Annotated in this window: 20 protein-coding genes, 1 tRNA gene and 1 pseudogene; 14 read left to right on the forward strand and 8 right to left on the reverse strand. The window is 70.8% G+C overall.

All coding sequences use genetic code 11. The features are described from left to right. Positions 1–10: 10 nt before the first annotated feature. Entirely contained in the window at positions 11–1606 is a 1596-nt protein-coding gene (gene mdlC / locus V6U86_RS02645) for a benzoylformate decarboxylase (RefSeq protein WP_334497959.1), read from the reverse strand. A 322-nt stretch (positions 1607–1928) separates the two neighbouring features. Between mdlC and V6U86_RS02650 the strand changes: the two genes are divergently transcribed. Together V6U86_RS02650 and V6U86_RS02655 are read left to right on the forward strand one after the other, a co-directional pair. Next, entirely contained in the window at positions 1929–2519 is a 591-nt protein-coding gene (locus V6U86_RS02650) for a YqgE/AlgH family protein (RefSeq protein WP_334498609.1), read from the forward strand. 88 nt (positions 2520–2607) lie between these two features. Further along, positions 2608–2680: transfer RNA gene (locus V6U86_RS02655), tRNA-Ala, on the forward strand. 61 nt (positions 2681–2741) lie between these two features. On the opposite strand, the gene V6U86_RS02660 is transcribed toward V6U86_RS02655, so the two are convergent. The 3 genes from V6U86_RS02660 to V6U86_RS02670 all read right to left on the reverse strand — a co-directional run bounded on the left by V6U86_RS02660 (position 2742) and on the right by V6U86_RS02670 (position 3768). Continuing rightward, on the reverse strand, positions 2742–3002 hold the full coding sequence (locus tag V6U86_RS02660; RefSeq protein WP_334497961.1) for a YciI family protein: 261 nt from the start codon (positions 3000–3002) through the stop codon (positions 2742–2744). A 154-nt stretch (positions 3003–3156) separates the two neighbouring features. After that, positions 3157–3279, reverse strand: a complete 123-nt coding sequence (locus tag V6U86_RS02665) for a 50S ribosomal protein L36 (RefSeq protein WP_030490864.1) — start codon at positions 3277–3279, stop codon at positions 3157–3159. Between the two features lie 129 nt (positions 3280–3408). After that, the gene (locus V6U86_RS02670; RefSeq protein WP_334497967.1) at positions 3409–3768 is read right to left on the reverse strand and encodes a winged helix-turn-helix transcriptional regulator; all 360 of its coding nucleotides are present in this window, start codon (positions 3766–3768) and stop codon (positions 3409–3411) included. 91 nt (positions 3769–3859) lie between these two features. Between V6U86_RS02670 and V6U86_RS02675 the strand changes: the two genes are divergently transcribed. The 4 genes from V6U86_RS02675 to V6U86_RS02690 all read left to right on the forward strand — a co-directional run bounded on the left by V6U86_RS02675 (position 3860) and on the right by V6U86_RS02690 (position 7757). Beyond that, on the forward strand, positions 3860–4759 hold the full coding sequence (locus V6U86_RS02675; protein ID WP_334497969.1) for an LLM class flavin-dependent oxidoreductase: 900 nt from the start codon (positions 3860–3862) through the stop codon (positions 4757–4759). Continuing rightward, on the forward strand, positions 4756–6066 hold the full coding sequence (locus tag V6U86_RS02680; RefSeq protein ID WP_334497971.1) for an FAD-binding oxidoreductase: 1311 nt from the start codon (positions 4756–4758) through the stop codon (positions 6064–6066). The genes V6U86_RS02675 and V6U86_RS02680 overlap by 4 nt, the downstream gene beginning before the upstream one ends. Positions 6067–6142: 76 nt before the next feature. Further along, positions 6143–6658: a quercetin 2,3-dioxygenase gene (locus tag V6U86_RS02685; RefSeq protein WP_334497972.1), complete on the forward strand. Its 516-nt coding sequence runs from the start codon at positions 6143–6145 to the stop codon at positions 6656–6658. A gap of 172 nt (positions 6659–6830) precedes the next feature. Then, entirely contained in the window at positions 6831–7757 is a 927-nt protein-coding gene (locus V6U86_RS02690) for a lytic polysaccharide monooxygenase auxiliary activity family 9 protein (protein ID WP_334497974.1), read from the forward strand. Between the two features lie 27 nt (positions 7758–7784). Here the strand turns inward: V6U86_RS02690 and mgrA are convergent, their stop codons facing one another. Then, positions 7785–8780 (reverse strand): L-glyceraldehyde 3-phosphate reductase, encoded by a 996-nt coding sequence (mgrA, locus tag V6U86_RS02695; RefSeq protein ID WP_334497976.1) that lies wholly within the window; start codon positions 8778–8780, stop codon positions 7785–7787. 139 nt (positions 8781–8919) lie between these two features. Here mgrA and V6U86_RS02700 point away from each other — a divergent pair, with 139 nt between their 5' ends. The 4 genes from V6U86_RS02700 to V6U86_RS02715 all read left to right on the forward strand — a co-directional run bounded on the left by V6U86_RS02700 (position 8920) and on the right by V6U86_RS02715 (position 13530). After that, positions 8920–9417, forward strand: a complete 498-nt coding sequence (locus V6U86_RS02700) for a hemerythrin domain-containing protein (protein ID WP_334497978.1) — start codon at positions 8920–8922, stop codon at positions 9415–9417. 121 nt (positions 9418–9538) lie between these two features. Continuing rightward, entirely contained in the window at positions 9539–10999 is a 1461-nt protein-coding gene (locus tag V6U86_RS02705) for a sigma 54-interacting transcriptional regulator (protein ID WP_334497980.1), read from the forward strand. Between the two features lie 2 nt (positions 11000–11001). Next, complete coding sequence (locus tag V6U86_RS02710; protein ID WP_334497982.1) at positions 11002–12954, forward strand: vWA domain-containing protein; 1953 nt, start codon at positions 11002–11004, stop codon at positions 12952–12954. 114 nt (positions 12955–13068) lie between these two features. Further along, positions 13069–13530 (forward strand): hypothetical protein, encoded by a 462-nt coding sequence (locus tag V6U86_RS02715; RefSeq protein ID WP_334498611.1) that lies wholly within the window; start codon positions 13069–13071, stop codon positions 13528–13530. Between the two features lie 239 nt (positions 13531–13769). Here V6U86_RS02715 and V6U86_RS33330 read toward each other — a convergent pair. From V6U86_RS33330 to V6U86_RS02730, 3 genes and pseudogenes are all read right to left on the reverse strand, one after another. Next, positions 13770–13940 (reverse strand): annotated as a pseudogene (locus tag V6U86_RS33330) (AraC family transcriptional regulator); the annotation flags it as partial. 12 nt (positions 13941–13952) lie between these two features. Continuing rightward, positions 13953–14657: an RICIN domain-containing protein gene (locus tag V6U86_RS02725; RefSeq protein WP_334497984.1), complete on the reverse strand. Its 705-nt coding sequence runs from the start codon at positions 14655–14657 to the stop codon at positions 13953–13955. A 64-nt stretch (positions 14658–14721) separates the two neighbouring features. Beyond that, complete coding sequence (locus V6U86_RS02730; RefSeq protein ID WP_334497986.1) at positions 14722–15192, reverse strand: aminoacyl-tRNA deacylase; 471 nt, start codon at positions 15190–15192, stop codon at positions 14722–14724. 93 nt (positions 15193–15285) lie between these two features. Here V6U86_RS02730 and V6U86_RS02735 point away from each other — a divergent pair, with 93 nt between their 5' ends. The 4 genes from V6U86_RS02735 to V6U86_RS02750 all read left to right on the forward strand — a co-directional run bounded on the left by V6U86_RS02735 (position 15286) and on the right by V6U86_RS02750 (position 19544). Further along, the gene (locus tag V6U86_RS02735; RefSeq protein WP_334497988.1) at positions 15286–16683 is read left to right on the forward strand and encodes an FAD-binding oxidoreductase; all 1398 of its coding nucleotides are present in this window, start codon (positions 15286–15288) and stop codon (positions 16681–16683) included. Beyond that, complete coding sequence (locus tag V6U86_RS02740; protein ID WP_334497990.1) at positions 16680–18023, forward strand: class I SAM-dependent methyltransferase; 1344 nt, start codon at positions 16680–16682, stop codon at positions 18021–18023. Before V6U86_RS02735 ends, V6U86_RS02740 begins: the two co-directional genes overlap by 4 nt. 101 nt (positions 18024–18124) lie before the next feature. Next, complete coding sequence (locus V6U86_RS02745; protein WP_334497992.1) at positions 18125–18682, forward strand: helix-turn-helix domain-containing protein; 558 nt, start codon at positions 18125–18127, stop codon at positions 18680–18682. Next, positions 18675–19544 carry an SRPBCC family protein gene (locus V6U86_RS02750; protein WP_334497993.1) on the forward strand — a complete coding sequence of 290 codons (870 nt, stop codon included), beginning with the start codon at positions 18675–18677 and terminating at the stop codon, positions 19542–19544. The genes V6U86_RS02745 and V6U86_RS02750 overlap by 8 nt, the downstream gene beginning before the upstream one ends.

Below are 19544 nucleotides of genomic sequence, written 5' to 3' on the forward strand. Positions count from 1 at the left end.
GGCGATCGGTTCAGAGGATGCTGGGCACGTCGGTGCTGATCGGCACCGCCAACACCGTGGGACGGTCGGCGCGCAGCCCGGTGGCGAGCGCCGCGCCGAGCTGATCTGGTGCCTCCACCACCTCGGTGGCACAGCCGTAGCCGGCCGCGATCGCGATGATGTCCAACCCCGGCAGGTCCAGGCCGGGCACCCCGGGAGTGTGCTTCAGCTCGGCGAACGCCTTGAGGATCGCGTACTGCTGGTTGACCGGGACGACGACCACCACCGGCAGTGCCAGCCGCGCGGCCGTCCACAGCGCCTGCACGGAGTAGTGGAATGAGCCGTCGCCGACCACCGCCACCACCGGGCGAGTGCGCCCGGTGTCCCGCTCGGCCAGTGCGACGCCGATCGCCGCCGGCAGACCGTAGCCGAGGCCGCCGCTGGCCATCGTGAAGTACGACGCCGGGCGGGTGATCCGCAGCTGACGACGCAGCGCGGACAGATTAGACGGTGACTCCTGGATCAGCACGCCGTCGGTCGGCCAGTGTGTGGCCAGCGCGGCGAACAGGGCGTCGGCGCTCAGTGGGGTGCCGACCTCGGGCGGCGGCGGGGCGTCCCGTCGCTCGGGTGGCGGCCGGTCACTCGGCGGCACCCGTTCGACGAGCGCGGCCAGGGCCAGCCCCGGGTCGCTGAGCAGGCTGTCACCGACGGGGGCCCGTGCGGCCTCGTCCGGGTCGTCGGTGACGTGCAGCAGCCGGGCGCCGTCGGGCAGGTGGCCGCCCGGCACGTACGGGTAGTAGCGGAACACCGGGGCCCCGACGACCAGCACCGTGTCGTGTCCGCGTAGCGCCTCGGCGAGGGGGCCGATCGCGTACGGCAGCACGCCGCGGAAGTGCGGGTGGTCCTCGGGGAACACGGCCCGCTCGGTGGCCGGGGCCGACCAGACCGGCGCGGCGAGCCGCTCCGCCAGGGCGACCGCTGTCGACCAGCTCGCCGAGCGGTCCACCCCCGGCCCGTACACGAGCGCCGGGTTGCGGCTGCCGGCCAACACCTGAACGAACTCCGCCAACCGCTCGGGGTCGGGTGCGAACCGGGTGGCCACCGTCCGCGGCGCGGGCGGCGGGTCCGACGGTTGGGCCCAGTCGTCCATCGGCAGGGAGAGGAAGACCGGCCCCGCCGGTGGCTGCACCGCCGTGGCGTACGCGCGCAGCATCGCCGCGGGAATGTCCTGCGCCCGGGCCGGTTCGTAGGCCCACTTCACGTACGGCTGCGGCAGCTCGGTGGGTCGGCGGTTGGCCAGCCGGGGTTCGAGGAGCAGCATCTCCCGCGTCTGTTGGCCGGCGGTGACGATCAGCGGGGTCTTGTTGTGCCAGGCGGTGACCAGGTTGCCCATGCCGTTGCCGGTGCCCGGGGCGGTGTGCAGGTTGACGTGGGCGGGCACTCCGGTGGCCTGGGCGTAACCGTCGGCCATCGCGACGGCCGTCGCCTCGTGCAGCGCGTGGACGTAGTGGAAGTCGGCGGGGAAGTCCTGGAGGAACGGCTCCTCGGTGGAGCCGGGGTTGCCGAAGACAGTGGTCATACCGAGGGTGCGGAGCACGTCGTACGTCGTGTCCCGGACAGTTGCCATCGCCACCCGCCTCCGTGTCGCGGGCAGGGGCAACCGCAGACGCCCTCCCGATCAGCCGAATCTATCGGGATGTGACGGACCTTTCGGGCTTTTCTCAGCGGTCGGTGCTCCGGATCCGTCGATCACCGGGAGGCCTGCCGTCGAGCAGATCCGCCCTTCGTCTCAACTGTCCGATCACCCGCCGGTCAGACCTTAGCCAGCACCCAGGACGCAGGCTATGGTGCCAGGCATGGCGTTGACAGCGCGGCTGAACCCGGTGCGCCGGGCGGATCCGGTCGATGACCGGCCCCCGGCGCGGGCTCACGGTTGACGGGTGTGTGACATGCAGGGAGAGGGCCAGGCGATCGGCGGACGAGCGATGGAGTCGATGACCGGGCGGCTGCTGGTCGCGACTCCGGCGCTCAAGGACCCGAACTTCGACCGTACGGTGGTGCTGCTGGTCGCCCACGAACCGGGCGGCGCGCTCGGCGTGGTGCTGAACCGGGCCACCGAGGTCCCGGTAGCCGAGGTGCTCGGTGACTGGAGTGACCTGGCCCGCCACCCGGCGGTGCTCTTCGAGGGCGGTCCGGTGCAGCCCGACTCCGCCATCTGCCTCGCCCGGATGCGCCACCCGATGCGCCGGATGAAGGGCTTCCACCAGGTTTCCGGGGCGGTCGGCACGATCGACCTCTCGGTCGACCCGGAGCGGCTGCGGGAGAGCATCGGCGGCATCCGGGTCTTCGCCGGCTACTCGGGTTGGGGCAGCGGCCAGTTGGAGCAGGAGATCGCCGACGGGTCATGGTTCGTGCTGGACGGGCTGCCCGGGGACGCCTTCGTCGACCGGCCCGACGACCTGTGGCCGATGGTGCTGCGCCGGCAGGGCGGGATGATGGCCGCTGTCGCGCACTTCCCGCCGGACGTGGCGCTCAACTGACCCGGCTCGGCGGGGGACCCCGCGAGATGACCATGCGAGCCGGTCTGTGTATAGTTTCCCAGTGCCCGGGCGACCGGGACAACAGCAAGGGGCCGTGGCGCAGCTGGTAGCGCACCACACTGGCAGTGTGGGGGTCAGGGGTTCGAGTCCCCTCGGCTCCACCCTTGAGAAACGCCCTGGTCGGGATAACCCGGCCAGGGCGTTTTACTTTACCGGTAGGCGCTATCGAACGATCGGTGACCACTCTTGCTGGCTGGTGATCGTCACCCCGGGGGTCCGGTAGTAGGGGTCGGCCGCGACGACGTCGGCGAACGCCTCGGCATCCGGGACGTCGAAGATCAGTAGCGCGCCGGAGTCGTCGGCGAACGGCCCGGCCATGAACAGCCGGCCCTCCTGGTGCAGGGCCTGGAGACGCTCCCGGTGCGCCGGTCGGGCGGCGAGCCGGTCGGGTTCGTCGCCGAAGGACAGCTCCAAGATGAACATCCGGCTCCTCCTCATCGGGGCGATATCTCGAAGCACCCTAGTCGATGTGCTGTGCCATCGCCGCCGTGCCGTGACGTCCGGTCGACATGCAAACCGCCCTGACCGGATGACCCGGTCAGGGCGGTTGTCGACTGTATGTCCGGTGCGGGCGGGATCAGCCCTGACGGCTCTTCCACTGCGGGTTGGCGCGGTTCACCACGACCACCCGGCCGCGACGGCGGACCACCACCGAACCCGGCTTCTGCTTCAGTGCACGCAACGAGCTACGTACCTTCATCTCTGCCTCCTCGGTGCAAGCGGTTCCGTGTATCGAAACGCCGCACCCACCCTGGGGATTCCCGCGCTGTCGCCGACCGTGAACGCGGACCGCGTCGGCCGGTGCCAGGGCATGCGACCGGCCGTAGGGCTACCGTGCGCGCCGAGCGGAACGTTGGATGCTCCATCTCGTCAGCGGCTGCAGGGCCTGCGACAAGGCCTTGCCGTCGGCACTGAGCTCATATCGGATTTGCACCGGCGTGCTGGGGATCACGGTCCGCTCGATGAGCCCGTTTGCCTCGAGCTCCTTCAGGCGCTGCGTCAGCATTCGGTCGGAGATGCCATCGATGGTGGCGCGGTACTCGCCGAAGCGGCGAGCGCCCTGAGCGGCGGCGGCCAGGATCGAGCCTGTCCAGCGGCGCCCGATCAGCTCGAGCGCCTCCTGGAAGCTCGGGCACGTGTCATCGTGGATCGAGTTGCGTTCCGGGCGCGGCGGCTGGGTGTTGATCATTTGGGCGACCCCCAAGTCCATATCTACTTACTAAAGATAAGCATCTTACCCGTCGTTTGTTCCGACGTGCCGTCCGCCGCATCGTGGACCCATGACCGACTACGGACGCCCTCTCGCCTTCGGGCTGAGCCTGGATCCCTCGGCCGCGTCACTGGACCAGACCCGGCACCTCGCGCGTCTGGCCGAGGCCGTCGGCCTGGACTTGCTCGCCGTGCAGGACCATCCCTACCAGCCGGGGCACCTGGACAGCTGGACTCTGATCAGCAGCCTCGCTGTCGCCACGGAGCGCATCTCCTTCTTCACCGACGTGGCGGACCTGCAACTGCGCCCACCGACGATGCTCGCCAAGGCCGCTGCCTCGCTGAGTGTGCTCACCGACGGCCGCATCCACCTCGGCGTCGGCGGTGGCGCTTTTGCCGAGGCGATCGCCTCAATGGGCGGAGTGCCCCGGCGCGGTGCGCAGATGGTCACCTTCACGGAGGAGTCGCTCATGCTCCTGCGCGGAGCCCTGGCCGCGGACACCGTGCGACTGCAAACCCCCCATCACTCGGTGACCGGCTATCGCGCCGGCCCCCTGCCGCCCAAGCCCGTCGGACTCTGGCTCGGCGCCCAGGGGCCCAAGATGCTGGCGGTCACAGGCAGGTCGGCAGACGGGTGGATCTCGCCGCTGAACATCTACGTTCCGCCGCAGGAAGTGCCTGCCCGCCAGCAGATCATCGATGAGGCAGCTACGGCTGCGGGACGCGCCCCGGAATCGGTTCGCCGAATTTACAACGTGATCGGCGCCATCGGGCATTTCCGGGGCGCCCAGGGGCTGGTGGGTGGCGTGCGCCAATGGGTGGACACGCTCACCGAGTGGGTGCTCGTCCTCGGGTTCGACACCTTCGTGTTCTGGCCCGTGGCGGACCACGAAAACCAGCTCTCGATCTTTGCCTCCGAGATTGTCCCGGAGGTCCGCGACCGCGTCGACGCCCTCAGGAGCACACGATGACCACGAGTCTCGGCACCGTCCCGGCCGGCCTGACCAGCAAAATCGTCACCGAGGGCGATCGTCGTTACAGTCTGCTCCGCTCCACGTACACCACCAGCGGCCGGCCCGCAGCAGTCGTCCTCGCCGAGTCGGCCGACGACGTCGCTGCGGCGCTGCGGCTCGCCCGCGGGCGGAATCTCCCTCTCGCGGTCCGCAGTGGCGGGCACGGCCTTTCCGGAAGCGCCACGAACGACGGCGGACTCGTCATCGACCTGAGCGCGATGCGCCGCGTCGACGTCCTCGACCGCGGCGCGCGCCTGGTGCGGGTGGAGGCGGGCGCCCGCTGGGCGCAGGTCGCACAGGCACTCGCCCCGCACGGACTGGCTATCAGCTCCGGCGACCACGGCAACGTCGGTGTCGGAGGCCTGGCAACGGCCGGCGGCATCGGGTGGCTCGTCCGGCACTACGGACTCACCATCGACCACGTCCGCGCAGTGGAGGTGGTGCTGCCCGACGGCACCCAGGTCCGCGCCGATGCCGCCACCGAGCCCGATCTGTTGTGGGTGATGCGCGGTGCGGGAGCCGGCGCGGGGATCGCGGTGGCCTTCGAGATCGAGGCCATCGAACTCCGCAAAGTCGGGCTCGCCCAGCTCGTCATGCGAGTGGATGCGGCGGGCGACACCCTGCAGCGCTGGGGTGCCGTCATGGCGGCCGCGCCACGTGAACTGACGACGGCGGTGACGCTGGCCTCCCAAGGCACCACGCCGGTCGCCTCCATCACCGCCGTCGTGGCCTCGGACAAGCCGGCCACGATCCAGCAAGCCCTTCAGCCGCTCCTCGATATCAGGGGAATCGCCGTCCAACAGGCCCACATTCTCCCGTACCCGGAATTGATCCCACCGGCGCACCTGCACCCGAATAGCGGCCAGATGCCCACCAACACGACCAACGGCCTGCTCGCGGACATCAACCGCGACGCGGCCCGCGCCCTGGTGAAGGCGGTGACTGGCCGCGACCCGGTCCTGATCCAGATGCGCTCACTCGGCGGCGCCGCCAATGACCTTGACCCGGCCGCCACCGCCTACCCGCATCGTCACCACAAGACGCTGGTCATCGCCTCGACGTTCCCACCGTACGGCCGCAAGGCCCTTTCGACCGCTTGGGGCGCCTTCGCACCGCACGTGGATGGCGCGTACGTGAACTTCGAGAGCCATCCCGATACGACGACATTCGCTCGCGCCTACCCAGGGCCGACCGGCGCCCGGGTCCGCGAGCTGTGGAAGCGATACGACCCCGACGGCCTCCTGCACCGGTCTGCAAAGGCCTGACGAGCACCTCCACAAAAGCCCACGCAACAGGGCGGCAACCGGCTGCCCTTCCCCGCACGAATCCAAGGAGTAGCAGATGAGTTTCCCGTTCCCCGTGCCCGACAAGAACGACCCGCGGTGGACCGCTCGCGGCGGTATCTTCGTCCGGCACTCCGAGGGCACCCACAGGTGGCTCGCAGGCGACACCTACACCATCAAGGTCACCGCAGACGACACCAACGGCTCTCTCGGGTTCATCGAAGCCACCGTGCCACCCGGGGCCGGACCGGTGGCACACAGCCACGGCAACGAGGACGAAGCGTTCTACGTGCTGTCGGGCCGCCTGGAGTTCCTCAACGGCGATGAACTCCAGGTGGCCGGGGCCGGTGACTTCGTCTTCATCCCCCGCGGCAACCGGCACAGGTTCACAAACGTGGGCGACACCGACGCCAGAATGCTGGTCATCTTCACCCCGGGCGGACACGAGAAGTTCTTCGTAGACAACGGAGACGAGCCCCAGCCCGGAGAACAGCCACCCCAGTGGGGCCCGGAACGCTACGCCAGGCTCGTGGACGAGTTGCTCGAGCAGAACGTCACCATTCTCCCTGAGTGAGCGTCCGGGAACTTTGGTTACCGAGCCAGAATTCGTGCATTTTCTGTGCTCACACATGGCGACGCCCCGACCGGGACCTCTCGGTCGGGGCGTCTGCCAACCCGATGTCCATTGTGGGGCTGATCGAACCTTTGCCGCCCGCCGGCCGTACCAGTGGGCGGAGGTTGTCCTCATGCCCGTACGCCGGTTCCTCGTCACGGTGCTGGTCGCTGCCGCGACCGTGCCCGTGGCTGCCACGCCCGCCGCCGCCCACGGCGCGCCGACCGACCCGGTCAGTCGGGCAGCGGCCTGCGGCCCCGAGGGCCGGTACGCGGCGACCAGCGCCTGCCGGGCGGCGATCGAGGCGGGCGCGGCCGTGCGCGAATGGGACAACGTACGCGTCGCCGCGATCAACGGCCGGGACCGGGAACGGATCCCGGACGGTGAGCTGTGCAGCGGCGGGCTGTCCGCGTACCGAGGGCTGGACCTGCCCCGCACCGACTGGCCGAGCACCCAGTTGACCACCGGCGCGAAGTTCACCTTCCGGTACCGGACCACGATCGAGCACCGGGGCACCTTCCGGCTCTACGTCACCAAGCCCGACTACGACCCGGGCAAGAAGCTGACCTGGGCGGATCTGGAGTCGCGCCCGTTCCTTACCCTGACCGACCCGCCGGTGCGATCCGGGGCGTACCAGTTGGCGGGCCGGTTGCCGGCGGGCCGCAGCGGCCGACACCTGATCTACACGATCTGGCAGAACTCCAACACCCCGGACACCTACTACTCCTGCTCCGATGTGGTGTTCCGGGGGGCCAAGGCCGCCGCCAGCCCTTCGAAGGCCACCCCGTCAAAGGCCACCGCGACGAAGAGCGCGGCGCGTACCGCTGCGAGTGGGCCGGCGAGCAGCGGCCCGGCGGTGGCGGCGGCGGCCGACCCGGGCGTGCCGGTGGCGTCGGTGACCGCCCTCGGCGGCCGGTGGCCGGTGCTGGCCGGTGCCGCCGTCGTACTGGTTCTGTTGCTGCTGATCGGCGCGAGCCGACGGCGTCGCAGCGCCGCCGCACCCGTGGGACGGCAGTGCGAGGTACGCAACCACCGGGCCGGGCGGCGCCGGATCTGGTGACCCGACCCGCCCGAAGCCCGGCGGTGGTCAGCCCAGGTGCTGTTCGATCTCGGCCAACTCGTCGGCCGTGAAGTCGAGGTTGTCGAGCGCGGCGATGTTCGTCTCCAACTGCTCGACGCTGCTCGCCCCGATGATCAGGCTGGTCATGCGCGGGTCACGCAACGCCCAGGCCAACGCGAGTTGGGCCAGTGACTGGCCGCGCCGCTCGGCGACCGCGCCGAGGGCACGGATCGTGGCCATCTTTTCCTCACCGAGGTCGCTCTCGTTGAGGAAGACGCTGGTGCGAACCCGCGAGTCGGCCGGGATGCCACCCAGGTAACGGTCGGTCAGCAGGCCCTGCGCCAATGGGCTGTACGCGATGCAGCCCGCGCCGACCTGCTCCAGCGTGTCGAGCAGGCCGTCGGATTCGGTCCAGCGGTTGAGCATCGAGTACGACGGCTGGTTGATCAGCAGCGGCGTACCCATCTCGCGCAGGATCGCGGCGGCCTGCGCGGTCCGCTCCGAGTTGTAGTTCGAGATGCCGACGTAGAGCGCCTTGCCGGAGCGGACGATCGCGTCGAGCGCCCCCATCGTCTCCTCGAGCGGGGTGTCCGGGTCGAACCGGTGCGAGTAGAAGATGTCGACGTAGTCCAGCCCCATCCGGCCCAGCGACTGGTCCAGCGACGAGATCAGGTTCTTGCGCGAGCCCCACTCGCCGTACGGGCCGGGCCCCATCAGGTACCCGGCCTTGCTGGAGATCACCAGCTCGTCCCGGTACGGCTTCAGGTCGGTGGCGAGCATCCGGCCGAAGTTCTCCTCCGCCGAACCGGGCGGCGGGCCGTAGTTGTTGGCCAGGTCGAAGTGGGTGACGCCCAGGTCGAAGGCGCGACGCACGATGTCGCGCTGCCGCTCGAACGGGCGGTCCGGGCCGAAGTTGTGCCACAGGCCGAGCGAGACGGCCGGCAGTCGCAGGCCACTGCGTCCGCTGCGTCGGTAGGTCATGGTGTCGTAGCGGTCATCCGCGGCGAGATAGGTCACGATCATGAGCCTAACTCCGGTTCACGGTGCCGGGGATCGGGCGTGCGAACCTGGACATCGGAGTATTTTCGACCCGTACCGGACTCGTCGCGACGCCGGCGATGCTGCGTGCCCGGTTCGCCAACCCAACCGAAAAGTGAGCACCGTGGACGACATCACCGCGCTGATCCTGGACGACCATGCCGCCTTCCGGCGTGGCTTCGCCCGCCTCGACGACGCCCGCGACGAGCAGGAAATGCTCGCCATCTGGGACGCCCTCGCCCTGCACCTGGACATTCACGCCGAGGCGGAGGAGGCGATCCTCTACCCGCACCTGGTCAAGCACGGCGACGACGGCGAGGACGAGACCGCCGACGCGATCGGCGACCACAACAAGATCCGCGACGCGATCGCCGAGGCGAAACTGCACCCGGTCGGCTCGGATCAGTGGTGGGCGGCGGTCGGCACGGCCCGCCGGGAGAACAGCGAGCACCTCGCCGAGGAGGAGGACGAGGCGCTGCCCGACTTCCGCCGGCACGCCGGCACCGAACTCCGCGCCGAGCTGGGCCGACGCTGGCTGACCTTCTACGGCGAGCACAAGAACGGTCGCAACCTCCCGTTCCGCGACAAGGACCCGCAGCAGTACGTCGCCGACCACCGCTGAGCCCTGCCAAGCTGGGCGTCCGCGCCCGAAACCAGGCGGTCATCGCCGCCTACGAGTCCGGGTTCGTCACCCCGTCCGGCCCCGCACAGACCCCGGGTTACCCCGGAGAATGTGAGCTAGCGTGGGTCGGGTGACTGCGCCTAACCCGGTAATCCCGGTTCCACCGGCCGACCTGCCCGGCACGCTCGGCGCGCTACGGGCGGCCGGTCACCAGTACCGCACCGTCAAGCAGGAACTCCGCGACAACCTCCTCGCTCGGATGCGCTCCGGCGAGACCCGTTTCCCCGGCATCGTCGGCTACGACGACACCGTGCTGCCCGAGGTCGAGCGGGCCCTGCTCGCCGGGCACGACATGGTGCTGCTCGGCGAGCGCGGCCAGGGCAAGACCCGGCTGATCCGCTCGCTGGGCGCGCTGCTCGACGAGTGGACCCCGGTTCTGACCGGCTCTGTGCTCAACGAGCACCCGATGCACCCGCTCACCCCGGCGTCCCGCGCCCAGGTCGCCGAGGCCGGCGACGAACTGCCGATCGGCTGGCTGCACCGCTCGATGCGGTACGGCGAGAAGTTGGCCACCCCGGACACCAGCGTCGGCGACCTGATCGGTGACGTCGACCCGATCCGCATCGCCCAGGGTCGTACCCTCGGCGACCCGGAGACCATCCACTTCGGTTTGGTGCCGCGCACCAACCGGGGCATCTTCGCCGTCAACGAGCTGCCCGACCTGGCCGAGCGCATCCAGGTGGCGCTGCTCAACGTGCTGGAGGAGCGGGACATCCAGGTCCGCGGCTACCAGCTGCGCCTGCCACTGGATCTACTCCTGGTGGCCAGCGCCAACCCGGAGGACTACACCAACCGGGGCCGGATCATCACTCCCCTCAAGGACCGGTTCGGCGCGGAGATCCGTACCCACTACCCGGTCGAGCTGGAGTTGGAGCTGGCGCTGATCCGTCAGGAGGCCGACCTGGTCGCTGAGGTGCCGGAGCACGTCCTGGAGGTGCTGGCCCGCTTCGCCCGCGCCGTCCGTGAGTCGCCGTCGGTGGACCCGCGCTCCGGTGTCTCCGCCCGATTCGCCATTGCCGCCGCCGAGACTGTCGCCGGTGCCGCGCTGCGTCGCGCCGGCCTGCTCGCCGCCTCCGGCACCCCGGACGGGCGTCCCGAGGCCGCCGTTGCCCGCGTCGGTGACGCGGTGTCGGTGACCAGCACGCTGCGCGGCAAGGTCGAGTTCGAGAGCGGTGAGGAGGGCCGGGAGACCGAGGTCCTCGCGCACCTGCTGCGTACCGCGACCGCCGAGACGTTCCGGGCCCACCTCGCCGGGCTGGACCTGTCCGGGTTCACCGCCCTGGTCTCCGACGGCGCCGCGATCGAGACCGGCGAGTTGGTCAGCGCCACCGAGCTGCTGCGCCAGGTCGGCACCGTACCCGGGTTGGCGAAGGTCCTGGACCGGCTCGACCTGGGCGACGCGCCCACCTCGGAGGAGGCCGCCGCCGCCGTCGAGTTCGTGCTGGAAGGGCTGCACCTGACCCGCCGGCTCGGCAAGGACGTCACCGACTCGGGGCGCACCGTCTACGGCGGCCGGGGCTGACCGTGGCCGGCAACCGGTTCCGTTACGGGCAGTGGAACGGCGGGCCAGACCCGCTCGCACCTCCGTACGACGTGCGCGAAGCGGTGGACGCGGTCGGTGCGGAGGTGCTGGCCGGCGGCAGTCTGCGGGAGGCGCTGCGTGACCTGCTGCGCCGTGGCCCGCAGGGGCGGGGTGGCCTGGACGACCTGGCCGCCCGGGCTCGGCGGCTGCGCCGCGAGGCGCTGCGCCGCGGCGACCTGGACGGCGCGGTGACCCGGGCCCAGGCCCTGCTCGACCAGGCCGTCGCCGCCGAGCGGGACGAGCTGCGGGGGCGCGACGACGACGCCGCGCGGTTCGCCGAGGCGGTGCTGGACAATCTGCCCCGCTCGACCGCGCGGGCGGTGGAGGAGCTGTCCGGCTACCAGTGGGCAAGCGAGGACGCCCGCCGCTCTTACCAGCAGATCCTCGACCAACTCCGCGACGACGTGCTCGGTCAGCGCTTCGCCGGGCTGCGCGACGCGGTGCGCGCCTCCGCCGACCCGGCCGCCCAGCAGCGGCTCGCCGAGATGATGGGTGACCTGAACGACCTGCTCGCCCGGCACGGTCGCGCGGAGGACACCACCGACGCGTTCGCCGAGTTCATGCGTCGGCACGGCGACTTCTTTCCGGAGAAGCCGGAGAACGTCGACGAGTTGATCGACGTGCTGGCCCGCCGGGCGGCGGCCGGTGAGCGGCTGATGAACTCGCTCTCCGAGCGGCAGCGCGCCGAGCTGGCCGGCCTCATGCAACAGTCGCTCGGCGACCGCCTCGCGGGGGAGTTGTCCGCGCTCGACGCCAACCTGCGGGCACTGCGACCCGATCTGCGCTGGGGACGGGGCGAGCGGGTCCGCGGCGACCAGCCGCTGGACTACGCCGACGCGGCCGGCGCGCTGGGTGAGATCGGCGACCTGGACGACCTGCTGGACCAACTCGACCAGGAACACCCGGGGGCGACCCTCGACGACGTGGACGTCGACGCGGTGGCCCGCACGTTGGGCCGGGAAGCAGCCGACGACGTTCGCCGGCTGCGCGATCTGGAGCGGGAGCTGCGCCGCCAAGGCTGGGTGAGCCGGGACGCGGAGGGGCTCACGCTGAGCCCGAAGGCGCTGCGCCGGCTCGGTGGGACAGCGCTGCGGCGGGTCTTCGCCGAGCTGACCGCCGGGCCGCGCGGCCAGCACGACCTGCGTTCGGCCGGTGCGGCGGGCGAGGTCAGCGGCGCGTCCAGGCCCTGGCAGTACGGCGATGAGCAACCGTTGGACGTGGTCCGGACGTTGACCCGGGCGGTCAGTCGGGCCGGGCCGACGGTTCCGGTGCAGCTCGCGGTGGACGACTTCGAGGTGGTGGAGACCGAAAAACGGGCCTCGGCCGCGGTGGTGCTCTGCGTCGACCTGTCGTACTCGATGATCTCTCAGGGTCGTTGGGGGCCGATGAAGCAGACGGCGCTGGCGCTGGCACACCTGATGGAGACGCGTTTCCCGCAGGACGCCCTGCAGATCGTGGGCTTCGGCCGGGAGGCGATGACGCTCAGCCAGCAGGAGTTGGCGGCCGTGGAGCCGGACATGGAACAGGGCACCAACCTCCAGCACGCGCTGCGGTTGGCGGGCCGGCACCTGCGCCGGCACCCGGACGCCGAGCCGGTCGTGCTGGTGGTCACCGACGGCGAGCCGACCGCCCACCTGGACCCGGACGACGGGGAGGCGCTGTTCCACTGGCCGCCGCTGCCGGAGACGATCGAGGCGACGGTCCGCGAGGTGGACCGGCTGAGCCGCTACGGCGCCACGCTCAACCTGTTCATGCTCGGCGACGACCCGGGCCTGCAGCGCTTCGTCGACGCGGTGGCCCGCCGTAGCCGGGGCCGCATGTTCACCCCGGACACCGACGACCTGGGCGAGTACGTGGTCAGCGACTACCTCCGCTCCCGCCAATCCCGCCGCTAGCCGACCTCCTTGTCGATCATGGAGTTGTGGTGGGTGGCAAATGCTGCTCGTCCGGGTGAACCGGGCACCACAACGCCATGATCGACGGGGTGGGGCGGGTGGGGTGGGGTTGTGGTGGAGAGTGGCGGGCTGCGGCGGGCCTATGACGGGGTGTTTGGTGAGATCGACTCGGCGACTTTCGGGCCTGCTCCGGAGGGGCAGCTCGGTGCCGAGCAGATCGTCGCGCATCTGGTCGCCAACGACGAGCTGATGATCCAGGCCACCGAGGCGTTGTTGGCGGGGTCGACGTTCGCCTACTACGACCTGGATGACATGCACCGTCCGCAGCTCGACGCGCTGGTGGCCGAGCAGGGCGGCCTGCGCGGCCTGACCGCGCTGTTGCACGGCACCAGTGAACGGCTCTGCGCGCTGGTGGATCAGCTCGGCCTGGAGGCGGAAACCCCGGTCGAGACCCGGCTGCGGGAGGGGTTCGACCTCAACGTCGACGAGCCGCTGCCCTGGTCCCGCACCCTGGACCTGCACAGCCGGGTCCACCTCCCCAAACACCAGGCCCAACTCCGACTCCTCCGCGCCTGAGACGCGTCACCGGCGCGGGGGCGCGGGGGCGCGGGCAGGGCCAGCGCGGTCTGTTGAGCCTGATGTCTGTGAGACATCAATATGTCTCACAGACATCACGCTCTCCGGAGTCGGTCGGCCCAGGTGGGCGTGTTTCATCGGCGTGTCTGGTGGGGCCGGGTGGCGTGGGCGTGGTCGGTGCGTTGTGCAGCAGCCAGCAGCCAGCAGCCAGCAAGCCAGCAAGCCAGCAAGCCAGCAGCCAGCAGCCACTGGGCCGGGCTCAGGCCAGTCTCCGACCGGAAGCGCCGGGTGAAGGTGCGCACGCTCATTCGCGCCTGTTCGGCCAGGTCGCGGAGTGCGGTCGGTGCCGAAGGCCGTGCTGGTCGCCGCGACCGTGCCCAGGGGCGTGGAGCTTCCGCGGCTGAACGCGGTGAGTCGGCCGGTCAGCCCACGGTCCACTGCTGGGCCGTCCGGCCGTCGCAGGGCCGCTGCCGGATGTCGTCGCCGGCCTCGACGGCGTCATCGTCGGCCTGGGCGCACTTGCCGCTGTGCGCGGCGACGAGCAGCACCGGGCCGGTGCCCGTCGGAGCGAATCGCCACTGCTGGTTGGCCCCACCATGGCAGGGGAACTGGAGCAACCGCGCGCCGTCGTCGGTGCTACCGCCCTCGACGTCGAGGCACTGCCCGTGGGCGGCGTTGGTCAGCGTCAGCACGTTCGCGCCGGCCGGGTTGACGACCCACTGCTGCTCCGGGCCGCCGGTGCAGACCGCCAACTCGGCACCCGCCTCCTTGTCGTCGCCGTCGAGCCCCAGGCACAGCCCGGACGCGGCCCGCAGCACCCGGGGCCCGGTGGTGGGTGCCGCCGAGGGCGTCGGCGACGGCTCGACCGACGGGGTGAGGCTCGGCTCGGCCGCCGGAGTGGTGGCCCCCGCCGCGCTGGACGGCACGCCGACCGTGGCCGGCACCACCGGGTCGTCGTCGCCGTCGAGCAGCCCGGTCGCGAAGACCACCCCGAGAAGTACCCCCACCAGCCCGACCCCGAGCGCCACCCGCAGCAGCGGGTCGGTGAGCGGGCCGGAACGGGCGGCCCGTCGCCGGCCGCCGTAGACGGTGCCGGCGGGATCGGGGTGTTCCTCGGGCGCTGGCATACCGGCCATCCTCACCCACGATGTCGCGCCGGAGCCAGCCGGGCGGTGAGGCGGGCGGTGAGGCTCAGCGGGTGGGCTGCGGGTCGGTGACGTCGGCCACGGTGGCGTCGAGGGCGGCGATCGCGGCGTCGGCGGCGATCGCGATCGCGAGACCGCGCTCGCCGGCACCCAGCGTGATCTCCCGGCCGCGCAGTCGCTCGTCGGCGACCACCGGCCAGGCCGTGCTCGCGCCGAACGGGGTGATGGTGCCGCGTTCGTAGCCGGTGGCGGCCAGGGCGCCGGCAGCGTCCGGCATGGAGAGCCGGTGCACCCCGAGCAGGGCGCGCAGCTTGGGCCAGGAGATGACCCGGTCGCCGGGGGTGAGCACGAACAGGTGATCGGCTTCACTACGGCGTACCACGATCGTTTTGACCACGTCGGGGACGGCAACGCCCTGGGCTGCGGCGGCCTCCGCGAGGCTGCCGACCGCACCGTGACTGACCAGGCGATACGGCAGTTGGGCGGCGTCCAGGGCGGCGATCGCTGGCGATGGCATGCCCGCCACGGTAGCCGTCGGGTCTGCCACCGGACGGGAAACTGCACCGGCCGACATCCCACGGTTTCCGAACGGCGAGCGTAAGGTGATCACATGCGCGCTGAGCGTGTGGATCACCCAATTGACCATGATCAAGCGGTGGACACGCTGCGACGGTCGTACGCCGCGGTGCCCACGGGCGAGCCTGTCCGGCTGGCCAAACGCACTTCCAACCTGTTCCGCCCCCGATCAGCTCCCCGGACTCCGGGCCTCGACGTGAGTGGCCTGAACGGCGTGCTGTCGGTCGACCCGACCGGCCGCACCGCCGACGTGCAGGGCATGTGCACCTACGAGGACCTGGTCGACGCGACGCTGCCGCACGGGCTGATGCCGCTGGTGGTGCCGCAGTTGCGCACCATCACGCTGGGCGGCGCGGTGACCGGCCTCGGGATCGAGTCGACCTCGTTCCGCAACGGCCTGCCGCACGAGTCGGTCCGTGAGTTGGACGTGCTCACCGGCTCCGGCGAGATCGTCACCGCCCGACCCGACGGCGAGCACGCCGACCTGTTCACCGCGTTCCCCAACTCGTTGGGCAGCCTCGGCTACGCCACCCGGCTGCGCATCGAGCTGCAACCGGTCGGCCGGTACGTGGCGTTACGCAACGTCCGGTTCACCCAACTGGAGGCGCTCACCGACGCGATCGCCGAGGTGAGCGCGACCCGTTCCTGGGCCGGCGAGCCGGTCGACGCCATGGACGGGGTGATGTTCAGCCCCGGCGAGGCGTACCTGGTGTTCGCCACGTTCACCGACGCGGCCGACCCGCCCAGCGACTACACCGGTCAGGCGATCTACTACCGGTCGCTGCGCCAGCGCACCCGCGACGTGCTCACCGCGTACGACTATCTGTGGCGGTGGGACACCGACTGGTTCTGGTGCTCGGCGGCGTTCGGTGCACAGCACCCGGTCATGCGCAGGCTCTGGCCGGCGCGTTACCGGCGCAGCGACTTCTACCACCGACTGGTCCGGTTGGAGCACCGCCACCAGGTGGCGGCCCGGATCGACCGGCTGCGCGGGCAACCGGCCCGGGAGCGGGTCGTGCAGGACGTGGAGATCCCGCTGGACCGCACGGCTGACTTCCTGCGCTGGTTCGCAGGCAGCGTGGGGATGAACCCGGTGTGGCTGTGCCCGTTGCGACTGCGTGAGCCGGCGGGTCCCGGTTCGGCGCGGTCGTGGCCGCTGTATCCACTCCGGCCAGGGCAGGACTACGTCAACATTGGGTTCTGGGGGAGCGTGCCGATCGCGCCGGGCGCCGCCGACGGCGACGTCAACCGCACGATCGAACGCAGGGTGTCAGAGTCGGGCGGGCACAAGTCGCTCTACTCCGACGCGTACTACGACCGGGATGCCTTCGATCGCCTCTACGGCGGCGACACGTGGCGCGCGGTGAAAGACCGCTACGACCCGGACCACCGGCTGACGGGACTGTACGAAAAGGCGGTAGCACGAGCATGAGCCTGACCGACAGAGATCAAGGGGCGGCGAGCGTCCCCGCCACCCCGCCGGCGGGGGGCCGGCGCACGGGTCCGACCGTCGCGGATGTCGTCCGCGCGGTCACCGCAGGGCCGTTGCCGGTGCGGATCACCGGGTACGACGGCAGCGCCGTCGGCCCGTCCGACGCCGGCATCACCCTTGCCATCCGTTCCGAGCGTGGGCTGTCGTACCTGCTCACCGCACCCGGCGACCTGGGCATGGCCCGGGCGTACGTCAGTGGTGACCTGGCGTTGCAGGGGGTGCACCCGGGTGACCCGTACGAGGCGTTGCGGGTGCTCAAGGACGAGCTGCGGTTGCGCCCACCGGCGCTGGCCGAGGGGCTGGCGCTGGTCCGTGGGCTGGGCTGGGAGCGGCTGATGCCGCCGCCGGCGCCGCCGCAGGAGGCGCAGCCTCGCTGGAAGCGGGTGGTGAACGGGCTGCGGCATTCGCGGGTTCGGGACAGCACCGCCATCTCGCACCACTACGACGTCTCCAATGCCTTCTACGAGAAGGTACTCGGCCCGTCGATGACGTACACCTGCGCGGTTTTCCGGTCTCCGGACGACACGCTGGAGCAGGCCCAGGCGGCGAAGTACGACCTGGTCGCCGGCAAGCTGGCGCTGAAGAAGGGGATGCGGCTGCTGGATGTCGGGTGCGGCTGGGGTGGCATGGTGCGCCACGCCGCGCGCGAGTACGGCGTCAAGGCCCTCGGGGTGACCCTGTCGAAGGCGCAGGCGCAGTGGGCGCAGGCGGCGATCGAGCGGGAGGGGTTGACCGAGCTGGCTGAGGTGCGGCACATGGACTACCGGGACGCGCCGGCCGAGCAGTTCGACGCCATCTCCTCGATCGGGTTGACCGAGCACATCGGGGTGCGTAACTATCCGGCCTACTTCGGGGCGCTGCGCAGTCGACTGCGGCAGGGTGGGCGGCTGCTCAACCACTGCATCACCCGCGCGGACAACCGGGCGCCGCACCGCTCGGGCGCGTTCATCGACAGGTACGTCTTCCCGGACGGTGAGCTGGCCGGTCCGGGCCGGTTGGTCAGCGAGATCCACGACGCCGGGTTCGAGGTGCACCACGAGGAGAACCTGCGCCAGCACTACGCGCTGACGCTGGCCGCCTGGTGCCGCAACCTGGTCGAGCACTGGGACTTCTGCGTCTCGGAGGTGGGCGCGGGCACCGCCCGGGTGTGGGGGCTCTACATGGCCGGGTCGCGGATGGCGTTCGAGCGCAACGGCATCCAGCTGCACCAGGTGCTGGCCACGCACAACGGCCCGGATGGTGTGAGCGGCTACCCGTTGCGGCCGGACTGGTTGCCCTGACCATCTGCTGAGCGTTGCCTGAAGCCGCGTCGGAAAAAGTCGGCGCGGCTTCTCGCGAAGCGATTGACAAAGAAGTTTTGTACGTACAAACTGATTTTGCCATGAGAGAGATCCTGTACCTGGAGCAGATCGAGCAGGCCGAAGTCCTGCTCAAGCCGCAGCGCGTCGAGGTGCTGCGGCAACTGGCCGAGCCGCGCACCTGCACCGAGGTCGCGGCCCGACTCGACCAGACGCCACAACGCGTCTACTACCACGTCAAGCAGCTCGTCGCGGCCGGCCTCGTCGAGCTGGTCAACGAACGCAAGGTCCGCGGCATCACCGAAGGCATCTACCAGGCCGCCGCCCGGTCCTACTGGCTCTCCCCACGGCTCGTCGGCCGGATCGGCCTGCGTCGGGCCCGTGACGAGCTGAGCCTGGGCTACCTGCTCGACCTGATGGAGGAGGTCCAGGCCGACATCGCCGGCCTGGACCGGACGAGGCCCGAGTTGCCCTCGATCGGGGTCTCCGGCGAGATCCGGGTGCCGGCCGAGCAGCGCCAGCAGTTCCTGCACGACCTGCAAACCGCACTTCAGGACCTGTTCACCCGCTACGGCGGCAGCGAAGGAGATGCCTTCAAGCTGGCCGTCGCCTGCTATCCGAAAGGGAACGACAATGAGTGAACCGATGAAGGTTCAGGCCCGCCTCTCCGCGCCCGTCGGGCGGGTCCGCCAAGCCCTGACCGACCCGGCCGAGCTGCGACTCTGGCTGGCCGAGCACGCCGAGGTCGAGCTGCCCCAGCGGTACGAGTTCTGGGGCCGCTTCACGCCCGAGGGCGACGCCCCGCACCAGCGGTTGCTGCACGCCGACGACGACACGCTGCGCTTCGGCTGGCTGCTCGACGGGGTGGAGACCACCACCGAGTTCCAGTTGACCGCAGAGGGCGCCGACAGCACCGTGCTGACGCTGACCCAGAGCCACTTCGACTTCGCCGAGGCGATGAGCGGCTCCAGCATCCGGGGCGTGCTCCAGACGTTCTGGGCGCTTGCCATCGCCAACCTGGCCGCCCACGTGGAGGGCCAGCCACTGCTGCCGCGCACCGACTTCACCTCCGCCGACCTGCGGGGTGAGCTGGTCATCGCCGCCCCCGCCGACAAGGTGTGGGAGTCGCTGACCAACTCCGAGCAGGCCAGCGCCTGGTTCGGCTACCCGATCGGCATCGAGCCGTGGGTCGGCGGCCGGTACGCCATGGGCGGCTTCGAGACCGGTTACGCGGCCAAGGTCGTCGACCTGGAGCCCGGGCGGCGGATGTCCGTGGACTGGGGGCCGACCGGTGTGACGAACTGGGAGCTGGCCGAATCCGGTGGCAAGACCACGCTGACCTTCGTGCAGAGCGGCTTCGACGAGGCCAACCCGCCGTACGGGGCCTGGAGTGGCTCGGTTGCCGGGCTGTACGAGCTGCGCCGCTTCCACGAGGTGCCGAACTGGCAGCCGATCTGGCTCTCCGAGGAGATCCCCGGCCTGGAGCCCGCCCCAACCAGCTGA

Source organism: Micromonospora sp. CPCC 205558, from assembly GCF_036902955.1.
Classification (GTDB): Bacteria; Actinomycetota; Actinomycetes; order Mycobacteriales; family Micromonosporaceae; genus Micromonospora.

Coding starts and splice junctions, on each gene's coding strand:
- V6U86_RS02735 (WP_334497988.1), top strand. CDS start 15,286: ATGCGCGCTGAGCGTGTGGATCACCCAATTGACCATGATCAAGCGGTG.
- V6U86_RS02690 (WP_334497974.1), top strand. CDS start 6,831: ATGCCCGTACGCCGGTTCCTCGTCACGGTGCTGGTCGCTGCCGCGACC.
- V6U86_RS02665 (WP_030490864.1), bottom strand. CDS start 3,279: ATGAAGGTACGTAGCTCGTTGCGTGCACTGAAGCAGAAGCCGGGTTCG.
- V6U86_RS02725 (WP_334497984.1), bottom strand. CDS start 14,657: ATGCCAGCGCCCGAGGAACACCCCGATCCCGCCGGCACCGTCTACGGC.
- V6U86_RS02660 (WP_334497961.1), bottom strand. CDS start 3,002: ATGTTCATCTTGGAGCTGTCCTTCGGCGACGAACCCGACCGGCTCGCC.
- V6U86_RS02670 (WP_334497967.1), bottom strand. CDS start 3,768: ATGATCAACACCCAGCCGCCGCGCCCGGAACGCAACTCGATCCACGAT.
- V6U86_RS02750 (WP_334497993.1), top strand. CDS start 18,675: ATGAGTGAACCGATGAAGGTTCAGGCCCGCCTCTCCGCGCCCGTCGGG.
- mgrA (WP_334497976.1), bottom strand. CDS start 8,780: ATGATCGTGACCTATCTCGCCGCGGATGACCGCTACGACACCATGACC.
- V6U86_RS02730 (WP_334497986.1), bottom strand. CDS start 15,192: ATGCCATCGCCAGCGATCGCCGCCCTGGACGCCGCCCAACTGCCGTAT.
- mdlC (WP_334497959.1), bottom strand. CDS start 1,606: ATGGCAACTGTCCGGGACACGACGTACGACGTGCTCCGCACCCTCGGT.
- V6U86_RS02685 (WP_334497972.1), top strand. CDS start 6,143: ATGAGTTTCCCGTTCCCCGTGCCCGACAAGAACGACCCGCGGTGGACC.
- V6U86_RS02740 (WP_334497990.1), top strand. CDS start 16,680: ATGAGCCTGACCGACAGAGATCAAGGGGCGGCGAGCGTCCCCGCCACC.
- V6U86_RS02650 (WP_334498609.1), top strand. CDS start 1,929: ATGCAGGGAGAGGGCCAGGCGATCGGCGGACGAGCGATGGAGTCGATG.
- V6U86_RS02675 (WP_334497969.1), top strand. CDS start 3,860: ATGACCGACTACGGACGCCCTCTCGCCTTCGGGCTGAGCCTGGATCCC.
- V6U86_RS02680 (WP_334497971.1), top strand. CDS start 4,756: ATGACCACGAGTCTCGGCACCGTCCCGGCCGGCCTGACCAGCAAAATC.
- V6U86_RS02745 (WP_334497992.1), top strand. CDS start 18,125: ATGAGAGAGATCCTGTACCTGGAGCAGATCGAGCAGGCCGAAGTCCTG.